The 25,183-nt window shown below is 41.2% G+C and carries 26 protein-coding genes and 3 pseudogenes; 10 read left to right on the top strand and 19 right to left on the bottom strand.

Translation table 11 applies throughout. The features are described from left to right. Positions 1-103: 103 nt before the first annotated feature. Positions 104-1,732 (top strand): annotated as a pseudogene (locus PNIG_RS06030) (bifunctional diguanylate cyclase/phosphodiesterase); the annotation flags it as partial. A gap of 50 nt (positions 1,733-1,782) precedes the next feature. On the opposite strand, the gene PNIG_RS06025 reads toward PNIG_RS06030, so the two are convergent. Both PNIG_RS06025 and PNIG_RS20140 read right to left on the bottom strand, forming a co-directional pair. Beyond that, on the bottom strand, positions 1,783-2,790 hold the full coding sequence (locus PNIG_RS06025) for a reverse transcriptase domain-containing protein (protein WP_244181029.1): 1,008 nt from the start codon (positions 2,788-2,790) through the stop codon (positions 1,783-1,785). Next, on the bottom strand, positions 2,787-3,137 hold the full coding sequence (locus PNIG_RS20140; RefSeq protein ID WP_244181028.1) for a reverse transcriptase family protein: 351 nt from the start codon (positions 3,135-3,137) through the stop codon (positions 2,787-2,789). Before PNIG_RS20140 ends, PNIG_RS06025 begins: the two co-directional genes overlap by 4 nt. 536 nt (positions 3,138-3,673) lie before the next feature. Between PNIG_RS20140 and PNIG_RS06020 the strand changes: the two are divergent. From PNIG_RS06020 to nth, 8 genes and pseudogenes are all read left to right on the top strand, one after another. Beyond that, positions 3,674-4,015, top strand: a pseudogene (locus tag PNIG_RS06020) (EAL domain-containing protein); the annotation flags it as partial. Between the two features lie 263 nt (positions 4,016-4,278). Further along, complete coding sequence (rsxA, locus tag PNIG_RS06015) at positions 4,279-4,860, top strand: electron transport complex subunit RsxA (protein ID WP_011327791.1); 582 nt, start codon at positions 4,279-4,281, stop codon at positions 4,858-4,860. Between the two features lies 1 nt (position 4,861). After that, positions 4,862-5,416, top strand: a complete 555-nt coding sequence (gene rsxB / locus PNIG_RS06010; RefSeq protein ID WP_011327790.1) for an electron transport complex subunit RsxB — start codon at positions 4,862-4,864, stop codon at positions 5,414-5,416. 8 nt (positions 5,417-5,424) lie between these two features. Further along, positions 5,425-7,851: an electron transport complex subunit RsxC gene (rsxC, locus tag PNIG_RS06005; RefSeq protein ID WP_089367999.1), complete on the top strand. Its 2,427-nt coding sequence runs from the start codon at positions 5,425-5,427 to the stop codon at positions 7,849-7,851. Then, a complete protein-coding gene (rsxD, locus tag PNIG_RS06000) occupies positions 7,848-8,906 on the top strand; it encodes an electron transport complex subunit RsxD (RefSeq protein ID WP_089367998.1) in 1,059 nt (352 codons plus the stop codon). Before rsxC ends, rsxD begins: the two co-directional genes overlap by 4 nt. Beyond that, positions 8,903-9,544 (top strand): electron transport complex subunit RsxG, encoded by a 642-nt coding sequence (gene rsxG / locus PNIG_RS05995; RefSeq protein WP_089367997.1) that lies wholly within the window; start codon positions 8,903-8,905, stop codon positions 9,542-9,544. Before rsxD ends, rsxG begins: the two co-directional genes overlap by 4 nt. Next, positions 9,541-10,239 carry an electron transport complex subunit E gene (locus PNIG_RS05990; protein WP_089367996.1) on the top strand — a complete coding sequence of 233 codons (699 nt, stop codon included), beginning with the start codon at positions 9,541-9,543 and terminating at the stop codon, positions 10,237-10,239. Before rsxG ends, PNIG_RS05990 begins: the two co-directional genes overlap by 4 nt. A gap of 39 nt (positions 10,240-10,278) precedes the next feature. Beyond that, the gene (gene nth / locus PNIG_RS05985; RefSeq protein ID WP_089367995.1) at positions 10,279-10,941 is read left to right on the top strand and encodes an endonuclease III; all 663 of its coding nucleotides are present in this window, start codon (positions 10,279-10,281) and stop codon (positions 10,939-10,941) included. Between the two features lie 363 nt (positions 10,942-11,304). Here nth and PNIG_RS20135 read toward each other — a convergent pair whose 3' ends face one another. The 4 genes from PNIG_RS20135 to PNIG_RS05965 all read right to left on the bottom strand — a co-directional run bounded on the left by PNIG_RS20135 (position 11,305) and on the right by PNIG_RS05965 (position 13,242). Further along, positions 11,305-11,520: a GDCCVxC domain-containing (seleno)protein gene (locus PNIG_RS20135; RefSeq protein ID WP_089367994.1), complete on the bottom strand. Its 216-nt coding sequence runs from the start codon at positions 11,518-11,520 to the stop codon at positions 11,305-11,307. After that, positions 11,508-11,897: an organomercurial transporter MerC gene (merC, locus tag PNIG_RS05975; RefSeq protein ID WP_024601094.1), complete on the bottom strand. Its 390-nt coding sequence runs from the start codon at positions 11,895-11,897 to the stop codon at positions 11,508-11,510. The genes PNIG_RS20135 and merC overlap by 13 nt, the downstream gene beginning before the upstream one ends. A gap of 65 nt (positions 11,898-11,962) precedes the next feature. Continuing rightward, positions 11,963-12,340, bottom strand: coding sequence for a MerR family transcriptional regulator (locus tag PNIG_RS05970; RefSeq protein WP_010557530.1), 378 nt, complete (start codon positions 12,338-12,340; stop codon positions 11,963-11,965). 284 nt (positions 12,341-12,624) lie between these two features. Further along, positions 12,625-13,242 carry a cation efflux transmembrane domain-containing protein gene (locus PNIG_RS05965; protein WP_089367993.1) on the bottom strand — a complete coding sequence of 206 codons (618 nt, stop codon included), beginning with the start codon at positions 13,240-13,242 and terminating at the stop codon, positions 12,625-12,627. 79 nt (positions 13,243-13,321) lie between these two features. On the opposite strand from PNIG_RS05965, the gene cadR reads away from it, so the two are divergent. Further along, positions 13,322-13,711, top strand: a complete 390-nt coding sequence (gene cadR / locus PNIG_RS05960; RefSeq protein WP_024606396.1) for a Cd(II)/Pb(II)-responsive transcriptional regulator — start codon at positions 13,322-13,324, stop codon at positions 13,709-13,711. Positions 13,712-14,073: 362 nt separating this feature from the next. On the opposite strand, the gene tnpC is transcribed toward cadR, so the two are convergent. From tnpC to PNIG_RS05895, 13 genes and pseudogenes are all read right to left on the bottom strand, one after another. Further along, positions 14,074-15,618 carry an IS66 family transposase gene (gene tnpC, locus PNIG_RS05955; RefSeq protein WP_086960352.1) on the bottom strand — a complete coding sequence of 515 codons (1,545 nt, stop codon included), beginning with the start codon at positions 15,616-15,618 and terminating at the stop codon, positions 14,074-14,076. A 39-nt stretch (positions 15,619-15,657) separates the two neighbouring features. Then, entirely contained in the window at positions 15,658-16,011 is a 354-nt protein-coding gene (gene tnpB, locus PNIG_RS05950) for an IS66 family insertion sequence element accessory protein TnpB (RefSeq protein ID WP_254910727.1), read from the bottom strand. Beyond that, complete coding sequence (gene tnpA, locus PNIG_RS05945; protein ID WP_010555472.1) at positions 16,008-16,313, bottom strand: IS66 family insertion sequence element accessory protein TnpA; 306 nt, start codon at positions 16,311-16,313, stop codon at positions 16,008-16,010. The genes tnpB and tnpA overlap by 4 nt, the downstream gene beginning before the upstream one ends. An 81-nt stretch (positions 16,314-16,394) precedes the next feature. Then, positions 16,395-16,700 (bottom strand): annotated as a pseudogene (locus tag PNIG_RS05940) (site-specific integrase); the annotation flags it as partial. 180 nt (positions 16,701-16,880) lie between these two features. Beyond that, the gene (locus PNIG_RS05935; protein WP_089367992.1) at positions 16,881-18,611 is read right to left on the bottom strand and encodes an LA2681 family HEPN domain-containing protein; all 1,731 of its coding nucleotides are present in this window, start codon (positions 18,609-18,611) and stop codon (positions 16,881-16,883) included. A 466-nt stretch (positions 18,612-19,077) separates the two neighbouring features. Beyond that, entirely contained in the window at positions 19,078-20,106 is a 1,029-nt protein-coding gene (locus PNIG_RS05930) for an IS630 family transposase (RefSeq protein ID WP_004589647.1), read from the bottom strand. Positions 20,107-20,379: 273 nt separating this feature from the next. Next, on the bottom strand, positions 20,380-20,730 hold the full coding sequence (locus PNIG_RS05925; RefSeq protein WP_004589646.1) for a hypothetical protein: 351 nt from the start codon (positions 20,728-20,730) through the stop codon (positions 20,380-20,382). 50 nt (positions 20,731-20,780) lie between these two features. Then, positions 20,781-21,152, bottom strand: a complete 372-nt coding sequence (locus PNIG_RS05920) for a heavy-metal-associated domain-containing protein (protein WP_028834964.1) — start codon at positions 21,150-21,152, stop codon at positions 20,781-20,783. A gap of 10 nt (positions 21,153-21,162) precedes the next feature. Then, positions 21,163-21,585, bottom strand: coding sequence for a hypothetical protein (locus PNIG_RS05915; protein WP_004589270.1), 423 nt, complete (start codon positions 21,583-21,585; stop codon positions 21,163-21,165). Beyond that, positions 21,569-22,234 carry a methyltransferase family protein gene (locus tag PNIG_RS05910; protein ID WP_004589269.1) on the bottom strand — a complete coding sequence of 222 codons (666 nt, stop codon included), beginning with the start codon at positions 22,232-22,234 and terminating at the stop codon, positions 21,569-21,571. The genes PNIG_RS05915 and PNIG_RS05910 overlap by 17 nt, the downstream gene beginning before the upstream one ends. 91 nt (positions 22,235-22,325) lie before the next feature. After that, positions 22,326-22,562, bottom strand: coding sequence for a DUF2933 domain-containing protein (locus PNIG_RS05905; protein WP_089367991.1), 237 nt, complete (start codon positions 22,560-22,562; stop codon positions 22,326-22,328). A 9-nt stretch (positions 22,563-22,571) separates the two neighbouring features. After that, positions 22,572-22,925: a cupredoxin domain-containing protein gene (locus PNIG_RS05900; RefSeq protein WP_004589267.1), complete on the bottom strand. Its 354-nt coding sequence runs from the start codon at positions 22,923-22,925 to the stop codon at positions 22,572-22,574. Positions 22,926-22,936: 11 nt separating this feature from the next. Further along, on the bottom strand, positions 22,937-25,180 hold the full coding sequence (locus tag PNIG_RS05895; RefSeq protein WP_004589266.1) for a heavy metal translocating P-type ATPase: 2,244 nt from the start codon (positions 25,178-25,180) through the stop codon (positions 22,937-22,939). Positions 25,181-25,183 lie beyond the last annotated feature (3 nt).

Raw genomic sequence — 25,183 nt, 5'->3', positions numbered from 1 at the left:
CTGATTAATAACTAAAGTATATTCACTCAATTTTCGTGTTACGATTAGTTTATAAATCAAGGATTTGATTCCTTCCCTTTCTGACAATTAAAAGATTGAAAAAATGGCAGGCTTTAAAAAACTCATATTAATACAAATACTCTCTTGGTTAGCATGTGTTGCCGTTGGTAGTTATTTTATAGCTATTAGCTTTAATTACACAGTTAACGAAGCGCAAAAAAATGCACAAGCTACAGTCCAAAATTATATAGATGGTTTAACTTTATCTGATATATCAACAAACAATTTTAAACGCGCTATTACTAATAACGATACTTTTGCAAACTTCATCCTCAGAGACAATCAAGGAGCTGAAGTATTTAAAGTAACGCATTCCCCTGCACTGCCTTTTATTGCCGAATTTGTACAAACAAATTTTAACTCGGTACGTCCCCAGTTTGTAAGCGGTAGTAATACTGATATAAAAGTAGAATTTACACTTAATGTGCAACGTTTTGCACACTTATTACAAAGCGCGTTTTTTATTATTGTGCTTGTTAGTACTTTTTTAGTCCTTATTCCTATGGCGTTAATGAAGACCCTTTCTCATAGAGTAAATAAAAGAATTAGTATGGACGTGGCTGATGTTATTGATGTTTATATAAATCAAAACCAGTTAGATCATGACCTAGAAGTCAGCCTTGATACAAGCAGGCTCAAAAGCCAAGGAAAGAGCTTAGTTCCTAGCTTTAATCGTTTATCGCACTTTTTGAAAAGTAAAAATGAAGATCTGCAAAACGCAGCACTCACAATAAAACACCAAGCCTATAAAGATGGTGTAACCGATTTAGGCAATCGGAATATGTTTGTTGAGTATTATGAAAAAAATATAGAAAACAGCGAAAAAAGCACTTTTGGTACACTCGCTTTAATTAGGTGTAGTGAACTGCAATCTATTAACCAAACCCGCGGTTATCAAAAAGGTGATGAATACATTAAAGGTGTGGCTGATATTATTAAGCACATTAGTGGCACCTACACTGGCAGCCAAGTATTTAGACTTAATAGTTCTGATTTTGTAGCTGTATTACCTAATATACCGCTAAAAGAAGCCGAACGTTTTGGTGAAAACTTACAATCTCGCTTTACTCAGTATCAACAAACCCAAGAGCTCAGCTCAGTAGCTAATACTGGTATTGTGGGTTACGAAAAAGCAAAACCACTTGGTGAGTTACTTTCGGTAGTAGATAACGCCATGAGTATGGCGCAATCAAAACATGCAAACGCTTGGCATGTACAGCGCGAAAGCGATTTAATTAATAATGTAAGTGCTGGATTTGGTAATCAAAATTGGCGCAAAGTTATAAATGAAGTAATTGAAGCAAAACGTGTGCATTTAGTAATGCAAAATATTATGCCTTTGGGCAAAAATATTAAAGCGTATGCTGAGATTCAGGTACGATTTAAAACCGAAGATAATCAAATGCTACCTACAGCCTCATTTTTAGCCATGGCCGAAAAACTTGATATGGCTATAGAAATCGACAGGCTAATTATTGACTCATCACTTGAGAAAATAAAAAGCCGAAATCTTTCAGAAAAGTTTTTTGGTTTAAATGTTACGCCTTCAAGTGCGCACAACGACCAGTTTGTAATTTGGTTAGAACGCCGATTATTAAAAGATACCCATATTGCATCAAAACTTGTTTTTGAAGTAAGTGAATTTGGGCTACAATCGGGTAGCCGGAGGTCTCTAACCTCCAGCCCCCACACCACCCATCATGCGGGTCCGCAATGGGCGGTTCATCTCCCGTAATGAATATTGATCCAAATATCTTTCAATGACACTAAACCTTGTGATGCTAAATAGTCATTACCTAGCGCAATGTTAATTCCTTTTGTTTTTGAGCTTCTACAAGGGCCTTTACTGGTGATACCACAGGCTATGGCGAGTCGCTCGCTAACACCCAATTTCATTAAACTGCGTACTTTGGTGCGAGGTTTACGCCATTGCCGCCAGTAGCACATTCTTATCCTACGACGGATCCAATGATCTAAATCCACTGTTAGTTGATAAGCGTTGGCTATTAGGTAGTAGTGTCCCCAGCCGCGTAAATACTGCGTGAGTTTATGAATTTGTAGGGTCATTGAGATCCCCCAGTTGCGGTTAGTGAGTTCTCTTACATTTGCTTTAAATTTCTTTAGCGCCTGTTCGTGGATCTGCACTTGAGCGTAACGGAATGTGAACCCGAGAAATTTCGAGCCTGATACGGGACCGACTCGACTTTTCGATTCATTCACTTTGAGTTTTAATCGCTGAGTGATAAACGCAGTAATTTCCCGTTGGATTATGAGTCCTTCGCTTTTCGTTTTTACTAAAATGATTATGTCATCAGCGTAACGTGCAAACTTAAGGTGTTTGTAGGTTAGCTTCTTATCTAATTCATCGAGTAAAATATTGGAAAGTAAAGGGGATAATGGCCCACCTTGAGGGACTCCTTTGGTTGACTCAAACCACAGACCCGTTTCGCGCTCTGCGATCCCCGCTCGGAGGTATTTACCAAGTAGGCGCATGAGTGCTTTGTCTTTGACTTTACGACCAACACGATTCATCAGCATGTCATGGTTTACTTCATCAAAGAACTTAGACAAGTCAATATCAACTGCTGTTTTATAACCTTGTTTAACACAAGATTGAACATGATTTACTGCTTGGCTGGCTCTTTTATGAGGGCGATAACCATAACTATGTGGTGAAAATAGAGGCTCAAAGTAAGGGCTAATCACTTGAGCAATAGCTTGTTGGATCACTCTGTCGATAACAGAAGGGATCCAAGCATTCGCTCACCGCCATCGGGTTTGGGTATCATCACGCGTTTGACTGGCAAGGGTTGATAAGTGCCGCTAAGTAATTGTTGTTTAATACCCAGCCAATGTAACTTAGCGAAGTGATTAAATTCCTCAATACTCATATTATCAATACCCGCAGCCCCTTTATTGCGCTTAACATGTTGCCATGCTGCACCAATATTGTGGTTGCTCAGTACCCTTGCCATCAGGTCACGATCTGTTTGGTTGTATTCATTCGAGGTATTATTCACAGTCGAACGCTGTTCATCACTATCACAACACGGTGATCTATGTGAATTCAAGTTCATTTGTAGTATCTCCTCTGGTTAAGATGTTCAGGCCTTCACCGTGTCCCCTCCATTACGATGGGCGTTTGGCTACTATGCCGTCTGCTGACTTCTGATAAATCACTCTAGCGATTACTCGATAAAGCGCGTCGAAACTAACGCTTGTTTACTGCTATTTCGCTCGCTGTAGGTCGCAGCAACCAAAGCGCCAAGGGTTGAACAACCAGTCCCTAACTGGTAATCTCCAAGCGTTAGCGCGGATGCGTGTTTATCAGATCTCCCCGAATAAGGTGCATCGACTTTCTCTGCACAACTGCATCATTTACGGTGGCCGTTAGATCACATGACTTCGCTATCTTGTGCTAGCTCGTCTCCAGCCTACGCCTCATATGATGTTTTTGTTCATCAGCTCACAGATTTGCTAGCGGCTTCCTCTAGACTATCTCTCGCGATTTAGCCCTTGCCATTCGCTAGTAGTTATCGTTTAATAACAGTGTGTTATTTAAACGGTGATCTTCCTACAGAGGACTTTCACCCCATAAGTCAATGCCCATGTCGGGCGTACACAAAACATTAAAGCGAGTAAACGCTTTATTGACATGATTCATCGCGTGGGTGCTCGCATAACAGTTGAGCGTTTTGGTGTTGGCTTAACATCGTTTAAGTTTTTCCGCGATTTAAAACCAGACTTTATTAAAATGGATGCCAGTTATACCCGCGGCCTAGAAGATGATAAAAACAATCAATATTTTATGCGCTTAATGGTCGATTTAGCACACAGGATTGGTGTAAGTGTTTTTGCTGAAGGGGTCGAAAGCCAAGAAGAAAAGCACATTATAGAAACCCTGTGCTTAGATGGTGTACAAGGTTACTACATAGAAAAACCTAAAGACATTTGATATAAGGGCGTAGTTAACCCAAGTTCAGGTTATTTAATTAATAAAAAGAGCACTTGTTGCTCTTTTTTGCTTTATTTTCAGTACTGTCACCCATACTAAAACCATAACGTTAAATAAACTCTACAAACAAATTACAGTAATTTTACATCTTCATTATGCGTTAATTATTTTACCTTATTTATTTGACTGATAACTACTCCACATGTTGTTTATCTCGGCAGAAAAAAGGATAATGCATTGGATTTTAATAGCGCGAGGCACACATGACAGAATATGTATTGTTATTGATTGGCACTGTTCTGGTTAATAACTTTGTATTAGTACAATTTTTAGGCTTGTGTCCGTTTATGGGCGTGTCGAGTAAACTAGACACGGCTATAGGTATGTCTTTGGCTACCACTTTTGTGCTTACCCTTGCCTCTGTAACCAGCTACTTAGTTAACCAATATATTTTAATACCGTTGGATATTACCTATTTACGTACCATGAGCTTTATTTTAGTGATTGCTGTAGTAGTACAATTTACCGAAATGGTAGTACGTAAAACAAGCCCTACTTTATATCGCTTGCTGGGTATTTTTTTACCCCTTATAACCACAAACTGTGCTGTGCTAGGCGTTGCATTACTTAACATTAAAGAAGATCACTCCTTTTTACAGTCGGCGGTTTATGGCTTTGGTGCCGCAGTTGGTTTTTCGTTAGTACTTGTATTGTTTGCTGCCCTGCGAGAGCGCCTTGCAGCGGCCGATGTTCCTACCCCCTTTAAAGGTGCCTCTATTGCCTTAATTACCGCAGGCTTAATGTCGATGGCATTTATGGGATTTACCGGATTAGTGAAGTTTTAATATGACCTTGTTTTATGCATTAATAGCACTAGGCTCACTGGCATTAGTTTTTGGCCTAATTTTAGGATTTGCCGCTATCCGCTTTCGGGTAGAAAGTAACCCTATTGTTGAGCAAATTGATACCATTTTACCGCAAACTCAATGCGGCCAATGTGGCTACCCTGGCTGTAGGCCATACGCCGAAGCGATTGCCAATGGCGACGAAATAAACAAATGCCCACCTGGCGGCGAAGCTACTATGAAAAAGCTCGCCGAATTAATGGGCGTTGATCCCAAGCCCTTAGCTGGCGGAGAGCAAGCTGAACCAATTAAAACTGTGGCATATATTCGCGAAGACGAATGCATTGGTTGTACCAAGTGTATACAAGCATGCCCAGTTGACGCCATTGTTGGTGCAACTCGACAAATGCATACTGTATTAATTGACGAATGTACTGGCTGCGATTTATGCGTAGAGCCCTGCCCTGTAGATTGCATTGATATGCTCCCTGTAGCCGAAACTAAACAAAACTGGAAATGGCAGTTAAATGCAATTCCCGTTACACAAATAGATTAGAGGTTTGAGTGGATAAGTTACTTGAACAAATAAAAAAAGGGGTCGTTTGGCCATTGCCTGGCGGCGTTCACCCACCACAACAAAAATCACTCTCTAATAGTGCCAGTATTACTCGCTTGCCATTACCCGACAAACTCGTAGTTGCACTTAAACAACACATAGGTGCTAACGGTAAACTTATTGTTGAGAAAGGTCAGCACGTTTTAAAAGGCCAAGCTTTAACCATACCTAAAGCTAACTGGTCGGTGCCTATGCATGCGCCAACCTCAGGCACAATAGCCGACATAAAGTTAATGCCTTCGGCGCACCCTTCGGCCCTACCTGAACTTAGTGTAATAATTGAGCCCGATGGTAAAGATTTATGGTGCGAGCTTAACCCAATTAAAAACCCAGCAACGCTAAGCCACGATGAACTTGTTAATATTATTCATCAAGCGGGCATTAGTGGTATGGGAGGCGCTGGTTTTCCAACTTATGTTAAAGCCGATACTAAGCAACCTATCGAGTTTTTAATTATTAATGCGGTTGAGTGCGAACCTTATATAACAGCTGATGACATGCTAATGCGCGAGCATGCCAAGCAAATAGTGCAAGGTATTGAGCTAATGCAACAACTGCTCAATCCTACGTTATGCATTGTGGGTATAGAGGACAACAAGCCAGAAGCAATTGCTGCAATGATACAAGCAGCGGAGCATAATAGCTTAATATTGGTGCAAAAAGTGCCCACTATTTATCCCTCTGGTGGCGAAAAACAGCTTATTAAACTGCTTACTAATCGCGAAGTACCTAATAATGGCATTCCGGCAGATGTTGGTATACTGGTACATAACACCGGTACTTTATTTGCTATACAACAAGCTGTTTATGAAGGTAAACCCTTAATTGAGCGCGTAGTCACAGTAACGGGTAATACTATTCATAAACCCGGAAATGTATGGGCTTTATTAGGCAGCGAAATAAAGCACTTGCTCGATTGCCAAGGTTTTTCGCCTGTACCACAGCAACAAGTAATTATGGGCGGCCCAATGATGGGCTTTACCCTACCAACAATTCGTATTGGCGTGGTAAAAACCACTAACTGTATACTCGCGCCCGATCATAAAGAGCTTGCAGAGCCCGGCCCAGAAAAAGCCTGTATACGCTGTAGTGCCTGTGCGGATGCTTGCCCTGCTTCTTTATTACCTCAGCAATTACAATGGTTTGCTAAGTCAAAAGAATACGACAAACTACAAGAACACAATTTGTTTGACTGCATAGAATGCGGCGCGTGTGCCTACGTTTGCCCAAGTGAAATACCGCTAGTGCAGTACTACCGGGTAGCCAAGGTAGAAATAAAAGAGCAGCAGGCAGAAAAAATTAAAGCAGATCGTGCTAAAGAGCGTTTTGATGCGCGAAAAGAGCGCCTTGATCGCGAACAAGCTGAGCGACAAAATCGCCATAAACGTAAGCCTGCAGTTAAAACACCAGACGAAAAACAAAAAGTAGCCGATGCTTTAGCAAGAGTTAAAAGTAAATCAGCTAATAGCGATGAAAAATCAGCCGTAGCCGCTGCTATTGCCCGTGCTAAAGCTAAAAAGCAACAAGGCGATGCACTTGAACCTGATAATAGCGAAGTAGCAAAAGAACGCGCATTGCGTAAAGAACAAGCTCGACAATATAAAGAGCAAAAAGCACAAAGTGATGAGCCAGCAAGCCCTGATGATAAAAAATCAGCTGTAGCCGCAGCCATAGCTCGCGCTAAAGCTAAAAAGGCCGCTAAAGCGTTAGCCGATGCTGAAAGTACAACTGATGATGCGCTGCAAAACGAGGCCCCCGTTGATGACAAAAAAGCTGCTGTAGCCGCTGCCATTGCTCGCGCCAAAGCGAAAAAAGCCGCTAAAGCGTTAGCCGATGCTGAAAGTACAACTGATGATGCGCTGCAAAACGAGGCCCCCGTTGATGACAAAAAAGCTGCTGTAGCCGCTGCCATAGCTCGCGCTAAAGCGAAAAAAGCCGCTAAAGCGTTAGCCGATGCTGAAAGTACAACTGATGATGCACTGCAAAACGAGGCCCCCGTTGATGACAAAAAAGCTGCTGTAGCCGCAGCCATTGCTCGCGCCAAAGCGAAAAAGGCCGCAAAAGCATTAGCCGATGCTGAAAGTACAACTGACGATACACCGCAAAACGATGTACCCGTTGATGACAAAAAAGCCGCTGTAGCCGCAGCCATTGCTCGCGCCAAAGCGAAAAAGGCCGCAAAAGCATTAGCCGATGCTGAAAGTACAACTGATGATGCGCAAGTAACGAGCGCTGTTGAGAATAACGACGCCGCATCTAGTACTAAAGCCGACGAGCCTAAAGCGAACGATGACAAGAAAAAAGCCGCAGTAGCTGCTGCTATTGCTCGAGCAAAAGCCAAAAAGTCTCAAAAAGAAGGAAATGATCAGTCGTGAAATTAACCATGGCCAGTTCGCCTCACAGCCATAGCCATAAATCGTTAACCCGATTAATGCTTTGCGTTATTGCTGCGTGTATTCCTGGGCTAATTGCTCAGATCATCTTTTTTGGTACAGGTGTGCTTATTCAGCTCATATTAGCGCTGATTGCTGTAAGTGTATTTGAAGCTGCAGTAATGCTACTTCGCAAACGCCCCGTTTGGCCTGCGTTAAGTGATGGCAGCGCGTGGCTTAGCGCAGTACTACTTGCATTGAGCATTCCGCCATTAGCCCCTTGGTGGATAGTTATTATTGGCTGTTTATTTGCCATCGTTATAGTTAAGCAGCTCTATGGTGGTTTAGGGTTTAATTTATTTAACCCTGCTATGGCCGCTTATGTATTATTATTAATTTCGTTTCCGGTACAAATGACCGCGTGGATGCCAATTACCGAGTTATTAAATACTCCGATTGGTTTTACCGAGCAGCTTAGGGTTGTTTTTACCGACTTTACTGCCACCGGTTTTAGTTTAGATCAAGTACGTGCAGGTATAGATGGCATTACTATGGCAACCCCACTGGACACTATTAAAACAGATATTGCCCATGGTTTAACCGTAACCGAAAGCATGCAAAAGCCGATATTTAATGAGTGGGCTGGACATGGATGGGTGTGGGTTAACTTAGGCTTTTTAGCCGGTGGTTTATACCTTTTAAAAGAAAAAATAATTAACTGGCATATCCCAGTAAGTTTTATTGCAAGCTTAGCGCTGTGCAGTGGCATAGGTTATATAGCAGCGCCCGGTACAGAGCCTGGCATAATACTTCATCTATTAAGTGGTGCCACTATGATGGCTGCATTTTTTATTGCTACCGATCCGGTGTCGGCTGCCACCACCAATAAAGGGCGCTTAATTTATGGCGCAGCTATTGGCTTATTAGTGTATTTAATTCGCACCTTTGGTGGCTTCCCTGATGCTGTTGCTTTTAGTGTATTACTGCTCAATATTGCTGTTCCCTTAATTGACTACTACACACAGCCGCGCACTTATGGCCACGGAGCAGCAAAATGATACTATCCTCTATGGCTAAAAACGGCGCTATTTTAACTGCTTTTGCATTAGTGACTACAGGGCTGGTTGCCTCTATTAATATGCTTACCGCCGATAAAATAGCAGAGCAAGAGCTATTGCACCTTACTTCACAATTACAAGAAGTGCTCGACCCGAGTACTTACGACAACGAGCTAACAACAGATTGCGTTATTATTTCAGATGAACGACTAGGCCCTTACGCTAATCAAATAGTTTACCGTGCCCGTAAAAACAATGAACCTGTAGCCCTTATTGTAAGGCACGTAACGCCAAGTGGTTACAGTGGTGATATTAACTTACTAACCGCGGTTTTAAGTGATGGTAATATTGCCGGTGTGCGTACCACTAAGCACGAAGAAACTCCAGGCCTAGGCGATAAAGTAGAAGTTAAAAAATCACCGTGGATCACTAGCTTTAAAACGTTAACTGTACAAAGCAGTAGCGATGCACGTTGGGCGGTTAAAAAAGACGGTGGCCAGTTTGATCAATTTACCGGTGCAACTATTACACCTCGCGCTGTGGTTGGCTCGGTAAAAAATGCCGTATTATTTGCTCAAAGTGAATTTGATGCTATTTTTGCAGCACCTAATGCCCAATGTGTAGAGGTAACTAAATGAGTGAATTAAAAACACTATATAAAGACGGTATGTGGGTCAACAACCCTGCCCTAGTACAGCTATTAGGCCTTTGCCCATTGCTTGCTGTTACGTCTACAGTTACTAACGCACTTGGCTTAGGGCTGGCTACACTGCTTGTTTTAGTAGGTTCTAACATTAGTGTATCAATAGTGCGAAACTGGGTACCTAAAGATATTCGTATACCGGTATTTGTCATGATTATTGCCGGCTTTGTAACTATAGTGCAGCTATTAATGAACGCTTATACCTATGGGCTTTATCAGTCGTTAGGTATTTTTATTCCGTTAATTGTTACTAACTGCGCCATTATTGGTCGCGCTGAAGCATACGCATCTAAAAACCCAGTTCACTTATCGGCGTTTGATGGGCTAATGATGGGTTTGGGCTTTATGATTGTGCTTGTTGTTTTAGGCGCAATGCGCGAGCTAATTGGGCAAGGCACTTTATTTGATGCCGCCGACTTGTTACTTGGCCCTTGGGCACAAAGCCTACGCATTGAAGTATTTAGCTTTGATAATCAATTTTTACTCGCAATTTTACCACCGGGTGCCTTTTTAGGTCTTGGGCTACTTATTGCCGCTAAAAATGTAATTGACGCACAAATAAAGTCAAAACAAGTTACCCCACCAGAGCCTGAAAAAGGCCCTCGTGCTCGTGTTACTAGCTTAACTTAAAGGAAAAGCGCACATTAATAAGGTGTGCGCTTAAGTAATATGAATAAAGAAAAACGCCACCAAATTCTTACTCGCTTACGCGACGATAACCCGCATCCAGAAACCGAGCTTGAATACTCAAGCCCGTTTGAGTTACTTGTCGCTGTAACGCTCTCAGCGCAAGCAACCGATGTAGGCGTTAACAAAGCTACTCGAAAGTTGTTCCCTGTGGCTAACACACCACAAGCCATTTTAGATTTAGGCCACGATACACTGCGAGATTATATAAAAACCATCGGCTTATTTAATTCTAAAGCCGCAAACGTTTATAAAATGTGCCAAATTTTGGTGGATGAACACAACAGCATAGTTCCCGAAAACCGAGAAGCACTAGAAGCCCTACCAGGCGTCGGCCGAAAAACCGCAAACGTAGTACTCAACACCGCGTTTGGCTGGCTAAAGGATAATGAAGGTAGATACTTTTTAGCAGTAGATACTCACATCCAACGTCTTGCAAACCGTTCGGGTTACGCTAAAGGTAAAACTGTTGAGCAGACAGAACAGGCCATAATTAAAAATACGCCAAATAAAAAAGAGTTTATGTTTAACCTCCATCATTGGTTTATTTTACATGGGCGCTATACGTGTACAGCGAGAAAACCAAAATGTGGAAGCTGTATAATCGAGGATTTGTGTGACTATAAAGAGAAAACTGAGTCATAGCTAAGAGTAGTTACTTTTTAGTTAGTATAAACCTTTTAACAGCCACATTTTTTAGTTTCCATTTAATAAGTTGGCTATTTGGTTCTCATATGAGCCTTTATTAGGCCAGCACCAGTTAAATTGAAAATTTGCGTTAACTTAAGAATAATTTGAATTTAAGCAAGGTGTTGCAATTAGATTATGATTTATTAATTAGAGCCCAGCTTAAACCTAAAATTTAAATACAGAATTCATTGGAAGCTATTTCTGGTTTGTGCCAAAAGCAGCCCTTGAGTGACTTAGTGATAAAGGCTGCAATGATACGATTGCTGACATTTCACTATTTCTTTTTATGCCTTCTCATTGCCATTAATAGACTGTCATTTAGCTATCGCAACAACTTTGACCTTCTTGAATTGGCGGGCATTTCACTGTTCCATAAGAGCAATATACGCAACAATCGCCTTTCAAAGGCTTTAGGAGAACTTTGCAAGATTCACATTCATAATACCACTGGCAAGCGTTGATTGGCATTTCTTCAGTTTTACTGAAGCCACACTCAGGGCAAGTAATGGTAGAATTTAACTCTATACTTTGCATGTTTGCTCCTTCAAAGGTTTAACAATGTCTAATACGGACATTACAATCATCAAACAAATACCTACATAAAACAAATAAGTGCTCCATTCGTATTGCCATAGTGGATAGAGGGTTAACAAAACCGCTATAGGGCCAATAACCCCAAGAATACCTCTCGCATGATTTTGGTTTTTATACCAGTTATACAAATTTACCAACAATGCCAGAGTTGCAAATATAGGTAACAAGGTATTTACAGCAATTCCCTCAAAGTGAGAGAGAAAGCCTAATCCTAATGCTGATGCTAACGAGCCGAGTGCGGGGAAGCACCCCGTACAACTAAGAGCCGCAAGCCAAACACCACCTGAGCTAACTTTATCTAAAATCTTATTAATCATTTTTAACGTCTAACATTATTTGAATGATTTGAGTATGAACTCCGTAGGTAGGTACGGAGTCAATACTATTTTAGCGAATCGATTATTGGGCAGTGGGATTGATCGTTATTGTTGCGGCATGAATTAGTCATTTCTTTTATGACGACTTCTAAGCGTTGAAGGTCAGCTATCTTATTTTGAATTACGTTCAATTTCAGCAAGCCTAGGGATTCTACTTTGGCACAATCGCCATCCATTGACATCAATGAAGCCACTTCTTTTAGAGTAAAGCCAAGTGCTTTGGCCTTACAGATGAATTGTAATTGTTTGGTGATTGAGTCGTCATAGACACGATAACCATTTTGAGGTTTTTGAGGCTGTTTTATCAAGCCTTCCCGCTCATAAAACCGTATAGTTTCTACGCCTATATCAAGTTCTTTAGCCAACTTGCCTATTGTTTTCATCGTCCAACCATAAAATCAACTTTAATCATGACATTAGTATATCAATACGAAGTAAAATTGCTCGAACTACAATGACTGGTTTTCGCTCTTTTGAGGCATTCGCCTCAACACGTTTTGGGGCAAAGGTGAGTTATATTGATAAATCGTCGATGGACAAAAACGTTTTAGAGTATTCATCGCATTGAGCGGCGAACGAAAAGCCCGATTGACACATGAGCAAAGTAATAAGTAGCCATGCCAACCTACGCAGTTTTGATGTGCAATTAAAAATTGGCATTTTCTTATCAACTTTGCGCATTAAGCGCTCGCTGTCTTTCATTTCCAGCATCTTCGAGGATCATTTTTGCCCCGCGCAACACAACGCACGAAACTATCACACCGATAACCAGATCAGGCCATCGAGAATCGAGCCAAAACACCAAAGCGCCAGCAGAGATAACACCTAAGTTGGCAATCACATCGTTGGCTGAAAATATCCAGCTTGCCCGCATATGCACTTCTTCATTTCTTTGTTTGCGTATGATCACAAGACAAATGACATTAGCAACCAGTGCAACTGCCCCCATAGCCATCATTAGTCCCGATACAGGTTCGCTACCGTAAATTGACCGTCTTACAATATCAATGATAATCAACACACCCAGTGCCATCTGAAAAAAGCCGCTAATTCTAGCCGCATTGGCTTTGTGCAATAGCGATTTACCAATAGCATAAAGGGCAACACCATAGACAACTGCGTCGGCGAGCATATCAAGTGAATCGGCTATTAATGCGGTTGAATTAGCAAGCAACCCGATCCCCATTTCTATAACAAACATTGTCGCGTTTATTCCCAAAAGCCAATACAAAACCTGTCGTTGAGACTGGTCTTTTATTTCAACTTCGCACCCACATCCGCTCATTAGAAACACACTCTTTACTGATGAATAGTATGAGTATAAAGTCTATACTTGGTATAGAGTCAACGGTTAGGAGAAAAAAATGAAAATTGGTGATGTCGCAAAGACGACAGGTTGTAGTATTCAGACCATTCGTTTTTATGAAAAGAAGGGGCTCTTGCCTGAGCTTAAGCGCTCAAGTGGAAATTATCGTGTCTACGACAAGGGGACTATTGAACAACTCCTGTTTATCAAACAGTGTCGTTCATTAGATATGTCTATCATGGAAGTAAAAACGCTAATGGACAGTCGTTCGAGGCCAGATCAGAGCTGTTCAAATATCAATACGTTAATAGCTAAGCATTTATCAGACGTCATTATTCGCATTGAAGAGCTAAACGTATTAAAGTCATCACTCGAAAATATGGCGTCATCGTGTGACCAAGACAAAACCATTAGGGACTGTGGTATTTTAAATTATTTACACACTTAAAATTGTAAGAAGAACACAATTTCACTGTGCGCGCTCACCTTAACTTGTATCTATCGGCTAACATTCGTCATTTGTGTAGATTTATAAGGCAAAAATCAATAGCCTGAACTTTTGATACTGAGTCAGCCATGCATATTCATATGTGGCCCTACAAAGCGATTTACATCGGAATCAGTCCTGATAATGATGTTCATGCACATCATGCTGTCCAAATTTGCAATCAAGTCCTAATTGCTCAGCCCAGCTCCTGATGATAGACCTGTAATATGAATAGCTTATTGGTTGATTGGAGCGGCGTATACTCCGAAACAAATAATCACTGGGTTGCAATTTAACTGTAAGCGCGCATTTAAGCAGTGCGCTTAGCTATAATCGAAGTCTAGCTGCACATTCCACGGCATTAGGTCGGTAAAATCATCATCACCCTCATCTCGATTCGGCAACGTTTTAAATAAATGCACAAAGTAGTAATAAGGATTGATGTCATTGGCACGGCAGGTCATCACAATACTATAAAGTATCGCGCTGGCCTGAGCACCATTAACCGATTTTGAGAATAGCCAGTTTTTTCTACCAGTGGTAAACGGCCGAATATCTCGCTCAGTAATATTATTATCAATCCCTAGTTCGCCATCTTCACTATACCGCATTAATTTCGGCCATTGATTAAGCGTGTATTTTATCGCTTTGCCAATATAACTCCCCGCCGTTACTTTACCTTCGGCTTCATCAAGCCACGCTTTAAAGTGCATTAATATGGGTAAGGCTTTTTCTTGTCGTAACTGATACCGCGCTTGAGGAGATAACTGTTTGTTTTTAGCGTGGGTTTCCAGTTTATATAATTGGCTGATAAAGCTGATGGCTTTATGCGCTCGACCTTTGTTTTTCGACTCTGCTTTTAAGGCATCGTTATATTTGCGTCTAGCGTGTGCCCAGCAACCAACAGGGGTAATGCCTTCAATACCGTCATAAACACGGTAACCGTCGCACTGTAAATAGCCTTGATAACCGGCAAGAAATTCTTTTGCGCAAGCGCGACTTCGACCTGCTTGGTAATCGTAAATCACGACAGGCTCACGGCTGACCTCATTGCTGCGATAAACCCACATGTAGGAATTGCTGCTAGGGTTGTCACCTTCATCTAACACTTGTGTACGGGTTTCATCGGCACATAAACTATGCTCACTAAGCAAGTGACGTTGCATGGCTGCCACTAAGGGGCTGATTAGCAGGCCCGCTTTAATACACCAATTAGCTAATGTTCCGCGCGATAGTTCAAGGCCGCCACGGCCCAGTATGTCAACGAAACGATAAAGCGGTAAGGCATCGCAGTATTTGCCCGTAACAACCGCCGATAACGCTTCTGGACTCGCAATGCTGCCAGGAATAGGCTGCTTGGGTTTAGGCGCGGTGATTATTTTACTGGCCAATTGTTCATGCTCGCAATGTCTGCAAGCATATTTAAATTGTTTGTGCTTAATGACACTGACTTTCGCCGGAATAATCTTCACTTGCTCGCTGTCTTCACTACCACATTGATGTAGTTGTTCACCGCAACACTGACACGTTAACTCGGTTAAGGTGTGCTCAACTTCTTCTCGTTCAAAGTGCTCAGCCAGTATTTGTTTACCTTTCTTATGGTGTTTAGGCGGCTCAGTCGTTTTATGCTGCTCCGCTTCGTTGAAGGTACCTCGCGGGGCTTTTTCACTTTTTTTACCGTATTTTTGGGATTTACTTAACTTAAGCTCAGCAAGCAAGTGGTCAATCCGCGATTGCATTTCAACCTTATCTTCTTGCAGTGAAATTTTATCTTTTTCTAAGCCATCAAGCTTAGCCTGCATAAGTGCAAGCTGATTTTGTAGTTCGGTGATGAGAATAGTGTCTGGCATTTTAATAGCATGACACATGGGAAAGATCGTTCAAGTAAAAAAAACGATCTGGTTAATTTATATCACTGATAACCCTGATAAAGTTGAGTGGCGGGTTTTATTATTTACCGGTAAGCCAGATAATAACCATTGTAACTGCCGTTGTTCAATCCCCATGGCTACGTGTGCTTGAGCATGATTTGGCCATTGAAATCGTCCTTGCTCTAAGCGACGATAATAAAGCCAAAAACCATTGGTATCCCAAAACAAAATTTTTAATTTATCGCGTTGTTTATTACAAAAAACGAACCACGCTTGGCTTAAAGGATCGAGAGATAGGGTATCGCTGACAATAATACTTAACCCATTGATTGATTTTCGCATGTCGGTGAATCCCGTGACCAAGTAAACTTGGTGGGTGCAAGGTGTCACAGTACGCTCAATAATTTGGCGAGTGCTTGGTGCGCTAATGTCGACTCGAAGTCTATTTGATAGCCGTTTGGTGTGGTGAGTTTAATGATTGAAGGGTGTGTAAAGGCTTGCTCATGAATAACAAACGGGATCACCTGTTGCTTTTTAACCCTTATCGTTTCGTCAGAAAGGCGTTTACGCCAAACATAGAAAGTCGATGCGTTAATGTTGTTATCACGACAAAATTGAATGATGGCTAAACCACTCGATTTTTGCTGCTCAAAAATGCCTTGCCAGTGTTTTATTTTTTGCTGTTTATTCATAATTACCTCAGGTTAATATGCTGAGTAAATTATGCATAGGTAGCATTAATATTGGTATGTGGGTTTAATTGCGCGCTTACATTTAACTTCTTGAATCCAATGGATAATACTTTGTTGTGTTCTCGGAGTTATCTCAAATTGAACTTCGATCCCAGTTTTCTTCTGCGTTAATTGAACCCTTTCAAATACTTGATCGAGAGTAGTGACGTCTCGAACTTTTAAAGAGAGTAAGTCACATGATCTTAGCTTGCTATCTATAGCCAAATTAAGTAAAGCTAATTGCATCAAGTTATTTTGAATTTCAATTCGAGTGCGAATACGCCAAATCTCTTCAAGCTTGAAAGGACGTTTCACACTAGTAGCATTGTGATTTAGTTCTGGTTTCATAGTGACCTCCTATTTAAAAGTCACTATGAGGATAGTGGATGTATTACTGATTAGGATTTGGGCAAAAGTGGCTTAGGATAAGTTGTGAAAAAAAGCTCACATGTGTCTACTGAGTCGATGGCGATTCAAGAAATGATTCAGCCATACTTTCCTAAAAAAATATTTATAGGATACAATGCTCTACTTCAAAGGTACTTCGATAGGCATCATCACTGCACCATTATCTGGCTTATTTTTCTCTTCTACATGAATTGCTAGTGAAAGGTACATAATCGAATTTCGAGCGAGCTTTATCAGCGTCATGAGCCTTGATTCAAATTCGCTCTCTTTTATCAGCACAGAATGACTTGAAAGCTTTTGGTGCTCATAAATTTTTGACTGTGCTTGACGCAAACCTTCATCAAGTAATTTTTTTTTGGTCTCTAGTTCGGCTTTAAGAGTTATATTATGAGCCTTTTTCGCCGAAGCAATTTCACCATACAGCTCTTGAAGTTGTTCTTCAAAGTCACCTATATCACCATTAAGCTTTTCAAGCTGTGATTGCTTAAAAGCTTTACCTGATTGAGTTAGGGTATAACCAAAATCATCAACAATCTTTAAAGAACGATGCTCTATAGCATTTCTAATTTCAGAAAACGCCTTTGCATCAGGATCAAGCCACCGACTGACAGAAGTCGAATCTTTCACATCTCGAATGTCTTTCAGGATGTAGAATAAGGCATGGATAAAGCAATTCTGACTGTCTTTAAGCTTACTGTGTGGTTTCCAGCTCTTACTTCCTTTCAGCTCACTAAAAATACTGTCAAAGCTGATTTTATGATCATACTTGATATCATTCAGATCAAAAAAGCGATTGATAAAGTAAGCAATTTTATCAAATAGCGAGTAAAGCGTTCTGAACGCGCTTTTATAATGACTAGCTTTTAGGTTGGTAATGGAGTGTGACATATCATCAACGTGAGGATATGTTTTGTTGAAGAAATGTGTATGGTCACTAGGTATGTTTCTAGCCGAAAAAATTAGATAACGCGCATAGCAAAAATCGTTCTTTAATTCATCGAAGTTTCCATGATACATAAGCTCTTCATGCATCGATAAAACGAAGTTTATTTGTTGAGAAAAAGAGGGGAGAGTCATAATGTCTTGATAGACAATTTCAGATACGCAAACGTCATTTAAATCATTTATAAAAAGCCTGTTATCTCCACACCACTTTAAATATTCCCCCTGCTTTCTTGTCTCAACTTCCTCTTCAAATGACTCAAAATAGTCAAAATCTTCTGGTTTAAAAGTATCTTCAAACCATGCTTTAAAATTCATAAAATTGCTGTTTTCTGAATAAGCAATTATTTGCTCAGGATGGAGCTGCTCAAGGCTTTCAAGACCTAAATTTATGAGTAGGTATGCAGTAAAGTAGTGGTAGTGCTTATGACTAGGATCGTAAACATTACTCGCAAGAAAAAGCTCGTTGTTTGCTTTAGATATTATAGAGACAGGATTTTGTATGCAATTAAAGGCATTATCCCATAATGGAATACAGCAGAAAGCACGACCTTGAGAACTTAGATTATTGCCTAAATTGGTTTCAATGCAGCTTTGCAGAAAAAGTTCTTCATCAGTTGGAAAGTTGATTTGTCGTATGACGTATAGAGCTTTTCTGAAAAATATAACGGATTTACTTAGTTCATCAGAAAACCAATCTAGTTTATGGTAACTAAAAATCGCTGCTGAACAATTACCCAATATATAGTAAAAACGAGCTTCATCAACGAGATTTTCAAACTTATAATCAACGCCTAACAACGGTTCTAAGAACGTTTTAATCTTTTCATGATCATTACCTATCAAAAACTCATCAGCCTTCATTGACAGCACTTCAAGAGCAGTTGAATTCAAGACATTTTCTGACATACATATAGCGCGCCGTTAAATTAATTTCACATCATAGTAACGCATTGAGAATTTATATTCATTTTATAACCATAAGTCAAATATGCTAATGGTCTTAACTAACTCAAACTGTGATGCTCACTATGTCAGTAGCTTGGGGGTTGCGCAATATTATGCTATTCCAACCCTGTTCAATCCTTACTGACATTACGAAAAGTAAGTCAAGTGACGATTTGGCTAAGCTAGTTCTCAATCGCTCGCAACTCACTTTGGGGCAGAAACGAGTTAATCATGAATGACTGCTCATGGCACTTAGCCAAACTTCGGCAAAGAGCGAATAGCGGACATCAACGTTCACTTCAGCATTACCGAATACTGAACGGTTTTGAGCTAAAGTTTTTGCGCGGCACATGGAAAAGAACTGCGTAGAGTTTGGTGCCAGATGCAAGTCCATGCTAGGGATTTACTGCTGACTAAATAACTGATCCTAATTGTGATACACCTGCTTCAAGCCATGCTTGCCACCTGGGAACGGAGCCGCTGTGTCCATAAAGTGGTATACCTGCTCCAGTAAGTCATCCATGTTCTTACACTGATGGTTACGGGTTATCGTTTCATGCAACGCATGCCATAGCTTTTCAATTTTGTTGTGCCACGGGCTGTATACCGGTAAAAACAAGAGCTTGAACTTTGGGTTCTCATTCAGCCATTTCTGCGTTTTTTTGCTCTTATGGATGATGTAATTATCCACAATTAGCGTGATACTTTTCGCTCGCCGGTATTGCCCTTTCAGTTGCTCCAACAGCGCAATAAACAAATCACTGGTCTTGCGCTCACCACCAACATAACTGATTTGTCCTGTCTGGCTGTGCAGTGCCCCCGCCAGATAGTGTTTCTTATTCTGGCCGGGTGTAGCTACCTTACGCTGTTTACCTTTAAAGCCCCAGTCGGCACCAATCTTCGGATTCAGGTGGATATCCACCTCATCCTGATAAAACACCGGATGGTCCACGCTGCAATTTTCAAGTGCCTCCCGCATGGCTGCTAACTTAGCTTCTTTATCTGGGTCTTGGATATACAGCGTCGGTGCCGCACGACGCCAGACGATGCCGACTTGTGGCAACCACCGCCTGAGAGTTGAGCTATGAATAACGATACGGTAAAGCTTATGCAGTAGCAGTGCGAATAATTCACTACTCCAACGCGACCGCTGATAACCCAGTGTCCTCACCAACAGTTTTAAAACACCGCAGATAAAGCCTTTGGGCTGACTTGGTGGTCGCCCAGCACCCTTGGTTTTAAGGCCATCTATACCTGCTGCTTCATACCAGGTTACCCACCGGTTTACTGATGAACGGCCTGCTTGCAAAACACGGGCTACTTGCGACTTGGTTTCACCTTTTAGCACCAATAACACCGCATTTGCCCGGCGGCACAGGTCTTTATCTCGGGTTTTATGTACAATTTTCTTCAAGCGGCGGGTTTCTGCGCCGTATAAAAATGCTATTTTGTTCATACTCAATGCGGTTGTTGATTGGTTATGTTTGGCGACTGATCTGATCGCGCAAACCGCATTGAGTTCCCTTCCTCGGGTGATCTACTATTTGGAACAGCTATTTAGGATGCCAGCCCATACCTTTCTAATTCATATGTAACATTTTTTCTGTCGTACTGGCATCAAGATAACCAGAACTGAGCAAACAATCTCAAAGGTTGTACAAAATAACACTAAAGTTTTTTCATTAAGTTTTATTGTTATGCTCTTGTGGTGGCTTTCGCCACCACTTTATTAGTTTTCAAGTTCCACCATATCTTTCGCTGCAATGTCACCAGACACTAGCTTTACAGTTGCGAAATGATCATTCACAATTTTAGTAATTTGTACCGTTCCTACCTTTTCGATAGTGTAGGGATCTTCACCTTCACTCAATACTATTCTTTCATGGAATCTAATAACACTGTATTTTTGCCCAACCTCTGCGCCATGCTTAGCACCAATACAGATTAGAGTTCGATTATCAGAACTTTCTACTACCTGACCTCTCATCATGTATTTATGATAAAAAGTGGTATTGGAACAACCCACTAAATATAAACCGAATGTAAGCAATAAAAGAGCTTTTATATAGGGTGTTTTCATCACTGTTACCTCATTTGACTAACTAATTATCTATACACTTTTTTATGAATTCATTTGTTTTTCCGGCCAGCCCCCGAAGGTGCTTGATGACAACTCCAAGGCTTATGAACAGAGTTATCTTTGATGTTCCGATCAACAAATTTATAGTAACTTTCTTTAGTATGTGTCCACCAATCATCATGAACATCTGCGCCATACTTACGGATTACCTCCTCAATCCCATCAAGGCTTACGTTTGCGGCATCATAGGCAAGGTGTATTTCACCTTCTTTGATGTTGTAACTAACTTCATCTATACCAAAAAGCTGATCTATTTCTTTTACTAACTCGTCACAGCTTTCTTCTGTGACATTGCTAAGCTTTAGATTTCGAACAACTAAATTTTGCTCTCTAACGCCAACTCTATGATTTAAATCGCTCATAATTTTTCTCCTAATGTTTGTGTGAATGCTGTTGATTGCTATCTTTCATTTCTTCCATTTTGCGGTTCATCTGCGGCATCATGTTCCCCATCATTTCTAAATGATGTTCAGCCATCTTGATTTGTTGATGCATTGGCATTTCTTCCATGTTTTTATGCATGGATTGCATCATCTTCATCATTGAACGGTGATGTTCAACCATCATCTGCTGTTGCTTTTCAGGATCTTTTTCAGTTTTAATGACATGGACTTCCTTTTTCATTTCCATCATCTTTTTGTGCATTTCTCCCATGTTCTCATGTGGTATTGCCATGCCTTGATGCATATCAGCTTTGTTCGCACCTTCATGTTTATGCTCATTGTTTTGGGCAAATGAGCTAGTGGTTATCAGTAGTGAACTAATAAATAAAATTGATTTAGTTAACGTTTTCATGATTTTTACCTTCTACACTTTTATTAAAATTTGGGATCCAACTCGGTGTCGATTCCATATACCTGTGGTACTCCGAACCAAACTCAGCAATCGCTTGTGCTTCTTCGCGTTTCGCTAGCTCGACGTAAACAACGACTAAGATCGGAAACATCGCAAGTGTTGGGATTGTCGGCCACTGCAATAAAAAGCCGAACATGATTAGAATGAAAGCTACATACTGTGGGTGGCGACACCTTGCATACCATCCAGTTGTAGCCAATTGATGATGTTTTTGCGCGTGATGCAATACATTCCATGCTGAAGACAACATAAAGAAACCTGCAACAATAAACACCATACTCACTATATGAAATGGGTCCCAATGGGCATCACCTTGAAATCCAAAGAAAGTATGTAATAAATGCCCATTTTCATGCGCAAAGAAATTTACTTCTGGATAGGTCTCCGTCAGCCACCCCGACAGAAAATAGATAGTTAAAGGAAAGCCATACATTTCAGTAAATAGGGCAACAATAAAGGCAGAGAACGCGCTTAGACTTCTCCAATCAGTTGATGTTTTTGGTTTGACAAAACTAAAGGCAAAAAAGATAAAAATTGCTGAGTTCAGTATCACCATTGACCATAAGCCATAATCATATGTTTCATTCATCACTGCTCTCCTTTTTATGTGATTCCTTACGTGCCTTTTCTAACCCTTGTATGTAGCCATCGTGATAGGCTGCATTTTTATCCGTGAGTTCTTAAGAGCTCTCTTCCTTTTTTTTATCAGGCGCATGTGAATGATCGTGACCATGTTTACCATGACTGCCATGCATAAATACGTGCATCAAGGGGCATAGCAATAAAATCAAGTAGGGAAGAAATTGCAGCATATGTTGACCATGCTCAAGCACTAAGAAGTAGGTCACTGCGGCAATAAGTGCCAGTGCAGCCCAGCCTGTAGGTGTTGACCAAAAATTAGGGTGTTGATTTTTCATATTGCCCTCCTAAACGACTTTTAAGACACCGCGATACATTTGCATCTGACAGTGAAACTCATGCTCTCCCGGTGATAAGTTCAATAGGGTAATTTGAGTAATTTCATTTAATTTAAGCTGTTCGCTTATATCCAATGAAGGAATAAGCATTGTTTCAGCGCAGGGGGATTGATCTTTGCGCATAAACTTCAGAGTGACAGGTTGGCTAGCAGACACCTGAATTGAGGATGGGGAATACACACCATCCCTCACTTCAATGAGTACTTCATTACCTTGAACGATTGTTTTATTGGGTTTATATAGCCAAAACCACCAAACAATCAGCGCGATTAACATTAAGCCTAATAAGTTAATAACCATCATTGTGATTCTCCTTAATGCTCTTTTGCTTTAAAAAAGCGAAGTCGATTTGCATTTGACACTACAGTCAATGACGAAAACGCCATTGCAGCACCTGCAATTACAGGGCTAAGCAGAATGCCAAAGAAGGGATATAGAACCCCCGCAGCAAAAGGAATCCCGGCTACGTTATAGACAAACGCGCCAAACAAGTTTTGTTTGATATTTCGTAAAGTAGCTTTGCTTACCGCTATGGCATCAGCAAGGCCATGAAGTGAACCACGCATTAGGGTAATGTCAGCACTTTCGATAGCTACATCAGTCCCTGTGCCTATGGCGAAGCCAACATCGGCTAACGCTAGCGCAGGAGCATCGTTGATGCCATCTCCTGTCATACCAACAATTTCGCCGCCTTCTTGTAGCTCTTTCACCTTGTTGGCTTTATCTTCTGGCAGCACTTCAGCAAGAAACTCACTAATACCCACTTTTTTAGCTACGGCGGCAGCGGTTTCCTTGTTATCACCCGTTAACATGATGACGCGTATACCATTAGCCTGAAGCCGTTTGATAGCAGAGATTGAGTCTGACTTGATAGGATCTGCAACAGCAATGATTGCTGCAAGTTCACCATCTACAGCAAAGTACATAGGTGTTTTGGCTTCTTTGGCTAAAGACTGTGCTTGTTCAACAAAGCCTGTGAGGTCTATGCCTTTTAACTTCATTAGTTTATCGTTTCCGAAAAGCAGGGCTTTGTTGTTGCAGCTTGCTTCTACACCAAAACCCGTAATGGCGTTAAAGGCTTCAATTTTTAGTAACTCAATATCCTGATCTAACGCACTTTCAACAATCGCTTGCGCTAAAGGATGCTCTGAGCCGCTTTCTAAACTTGCTGCAAGCTGTAGTACGTCTTTTTCGTCAGTAGCTTTTGCTAAAATAATATCGGTTACCTTAGGTGCCCCTTCAGTAATAGTGCCCGTTTTATCTAAAATCATGGCAGTGATTTTAGAGGCGGTTTGCAGTGCCTCACCGTTGCGAATAAGCACTCCGGCTTCTGCTGCTTTTCCTACTCCCACCATGACAGACATGGGTGTTGCCAAGCCTAAAGCACACGGGCAGGCAATAATAAGCACAGTAGTTGCTGAAACGATGGCAAAAGCAATGGCTGGCTCAGGTCCAAAGTTAAGCCATGCTAGCGCACTTAAAACAGAGGTGATCATCACGACAGGTACGAAAAAAGCTGAAATAACATCGGCCAAACGGCCAATCGGCGGTTTCGAATTTTGTGCTCGTTTCACCATATTGATGATCTGTGCAAGCGCCGTGTCTTTACCAACGCGTGTGGCTCTAAATAAAATCATGCCTGATTTGTTCAAAGTACCTGCGACAACCTCATCTTCTTCAGCTTTTTCAGCAGGCATAGGTTCGCCTGTCAGCATGGACTCATCAATAGAGGTGTGTCCTTCCAATACCACGCCATCGACGGGAATTTTTTCACCCGGTTTTACCTTCACAATATCGTTAAATAAAACCTGCTCAATACCTATCTGAACTTCTTTGTTGTCACGAACCACGGTTGCTGTTTTGGCTTGCAAGCCGATAAGACGTTTAATGGCCTCAGAGGTTTTACCTCTGGCTTTGATTTCTAATGCTAAACCTAAATCAATTAAGCCAATGATCATGGCGGTAGCTTCAAAATAAACATGCCGTGCCATCAATGGAACAGCGTCAGGTGCAAACACGACAACCATCGAATACAACCAAGCCGTGCCTGTTCCTAAAGCAATTAGGGTGTCCATATTGGCTGAATGATTTTTGAAGCTCTTCCATGCTCCTACATAGAAATGCTTGCCTGAAAAATACATAACACCAAAAGTTAAAATGCCTACAACCAACCAAGAAATTCGTTCAAGGTTTGTTTCAACCGTCATTTCTCCAACTACAATGCTGTAGATCATCAAAGGAACGCCGAGTGAAAGGGCAATAAACGTATCGCGCATTAGCTTCTTATAATATGCCCAATCAGCCGCCTCTTTCTCATCAAGCGCATCTGTTGCTGAGCTATCATCAATTGGCTTCGCGTTATACCCCACTGACTCAACAGCTTTGATCAATTCTTTTGTTTTAGCTGTCCCATAAACTGTTACTGTCCTATCAGCAAAATTCATTTCCGCACTGACGACTCCAAGAGTTGCCTTCAACGCCCCTTCAATTTTGCCTACACAGCTAGCACACCCAGCACCTTCAATGATAAGCTGTTGGTTATGTGATACTTTCTCCAACGT

Origin of the sequence: Pseudoalteromonas nigrifaciens (genome assembly GCF_002221505.1) — a bacterium.
Classification (GTDB): Bacteria; Pseudomonadota; Gammaproteobacteria; order Enterobacterales; family Alteromonadaceae; genus Pseudoalteromonas; species Pseudoalteromonas nigrifaciens.
The sequence above is the reverse complement of the archived record's forward strand: the minus strand, read 5'-3'. Positions and strand labels throughout refer to the sequence as shown.

Bases quoted from the DNA above. Each gene is read 5' to 3' on its own strand.
- rsxA (WP_011327791.1), top strand. From the start codon at position 4,279: ATGACAGAATATGTATTGTTATTGATTGGCACTGTTCTGGTTAATAAC.
- PNIG_RS05965 (WP_089367993.1), bottom strand. From the start codon at position 13,242: ATGAGCGGATGTGGGTGCGAAGTTGAAATAAAAGACCAGTCTCAACGA.
- PNIG_RS05935 (WP_089367992.1), bottom strand. From the start codon at position 18,611: ATGTCAGAAAATGTCTTGAATTCAACTGCTCTTGAAGTGCTGTCAATG.
- nth (WP_089367995.1), top strand. From the start codon at position 10,279: ATGAATAAAGAAAAACGCCACCAAATTCTTACTCGCTTACGCGACGAT.
- merC (WP_024601094.1), bottom strand. From the start codon at position 11,897: ATGATTAATAAGATTTTAGATAAAGTTAGCTCAGGTGGTGTTTGGCTT.
- PNIG_RS05990 (WP_089367996.1), top strand. From the start codon at position 9,541: ATGAGTGAATTAAAAACACTATATAAAGACGGTATGTGGGTCAACAAC.
- rsxB (WP_011327790.1), top strand. From the start codon at position 4,862: ATGACCTTGTTTTATGCATTAATAGCACTAGGCTCACTGGCATTAGTT.
- PNIG_RS05925 (WP_004589646.1), bottom strand. From the start codon at position 20,730: ATGAAAACACCCTATATAAAAGCTCTTTTATTGCTTACATTCGGTTTA.
- PNIG_RS05900 (WP_004589267.1), bottom strand. From the start codon at position 22,925: ATGATGGTTATTAACTTATTAGGCTTAATGTTAATCGCGCTGATTGTT.
- PNIG_RS20135 (WP_089367994.1), bottom strand. From the start codon at position 11,520: ATGCAAAGTATAGAGTTAAATTCTACCATTACTTGCCCTGAGTGTGGC.
- PNIG_RS05920 (WP_028834964.1), bottom strand. From the start codon at position 21,152: ATGAGCGATTTAAATCATAGAGTTGGCGTTAGAGAGCAAAATTTAGTT.
- cadR (WP_024606396.1), top strand. From the start codon at position 13,322: ATGAAAATTGGTGATGTCGCAAAGACGACAGGTTGTAGTATTCAGACC.
- rsxG (WP_089367997.1), top strand. From the start codon at position 8,903: ATGATACTATCCTCTATGGCTAAAAACGGCGCTATTTTAACTGCTTTT.
- PNIG_RS05970 (WP_010557530.1), bottom strand. From the start codon at position 12,340: ATGAAAACAATAGGCAAGTTGGCTAAAGAACTTGATATAGGCGTAGAA.
- PNIG_RS05905 (WP_089367991.1), bottom strand. From the start codon at position 22,562: ATGAAAAATCAACACCCTAATTTTTGGTCAACACCTACAGGCTGGGCT.
- PNIG_RS05930 (WP_004589647.1), bottom strand. From the start codon at position 20,106: ATGAACAAAATAGCATTTTTATACGGCGCAGAAACCCGCCGCTTGAAG.
- tnpA (WP_010555472.1), bottom strand. From the start codon at position 16,313: ATGAATAAACAGCAAAAAATAAAACACTGGCAAGGCATTTTTGAGCAG.
- PNIG_RS05915 (WP_004589270.1), bottom strand. From the start codon at position 21,585: ATGAAAACGTTAACTAAATCAATTTTATTTATTAGTTCACTACTGATA.
- PNIG_RS20140 (WP_244181028.1), bottom strand. From the start codon at position 3,137: ATGAACTTGAATTCACATAGATCACCGTGTTGTGATAGTGATGAACAG.
- tnpC (WP_086960352.1), bottom strand. From the start codon at position 15,618: ATGTGTCATGCTATTAAAATGCCAGACACTATTCTCATCACCGAACTA.
- PNIG_RS05910 (WP_004589269.1), bottom strand. From the start codon at position 22,234: ATGAATGAAACATATGATTATGGCTTATGGTCAATGGTGATACTGAAC.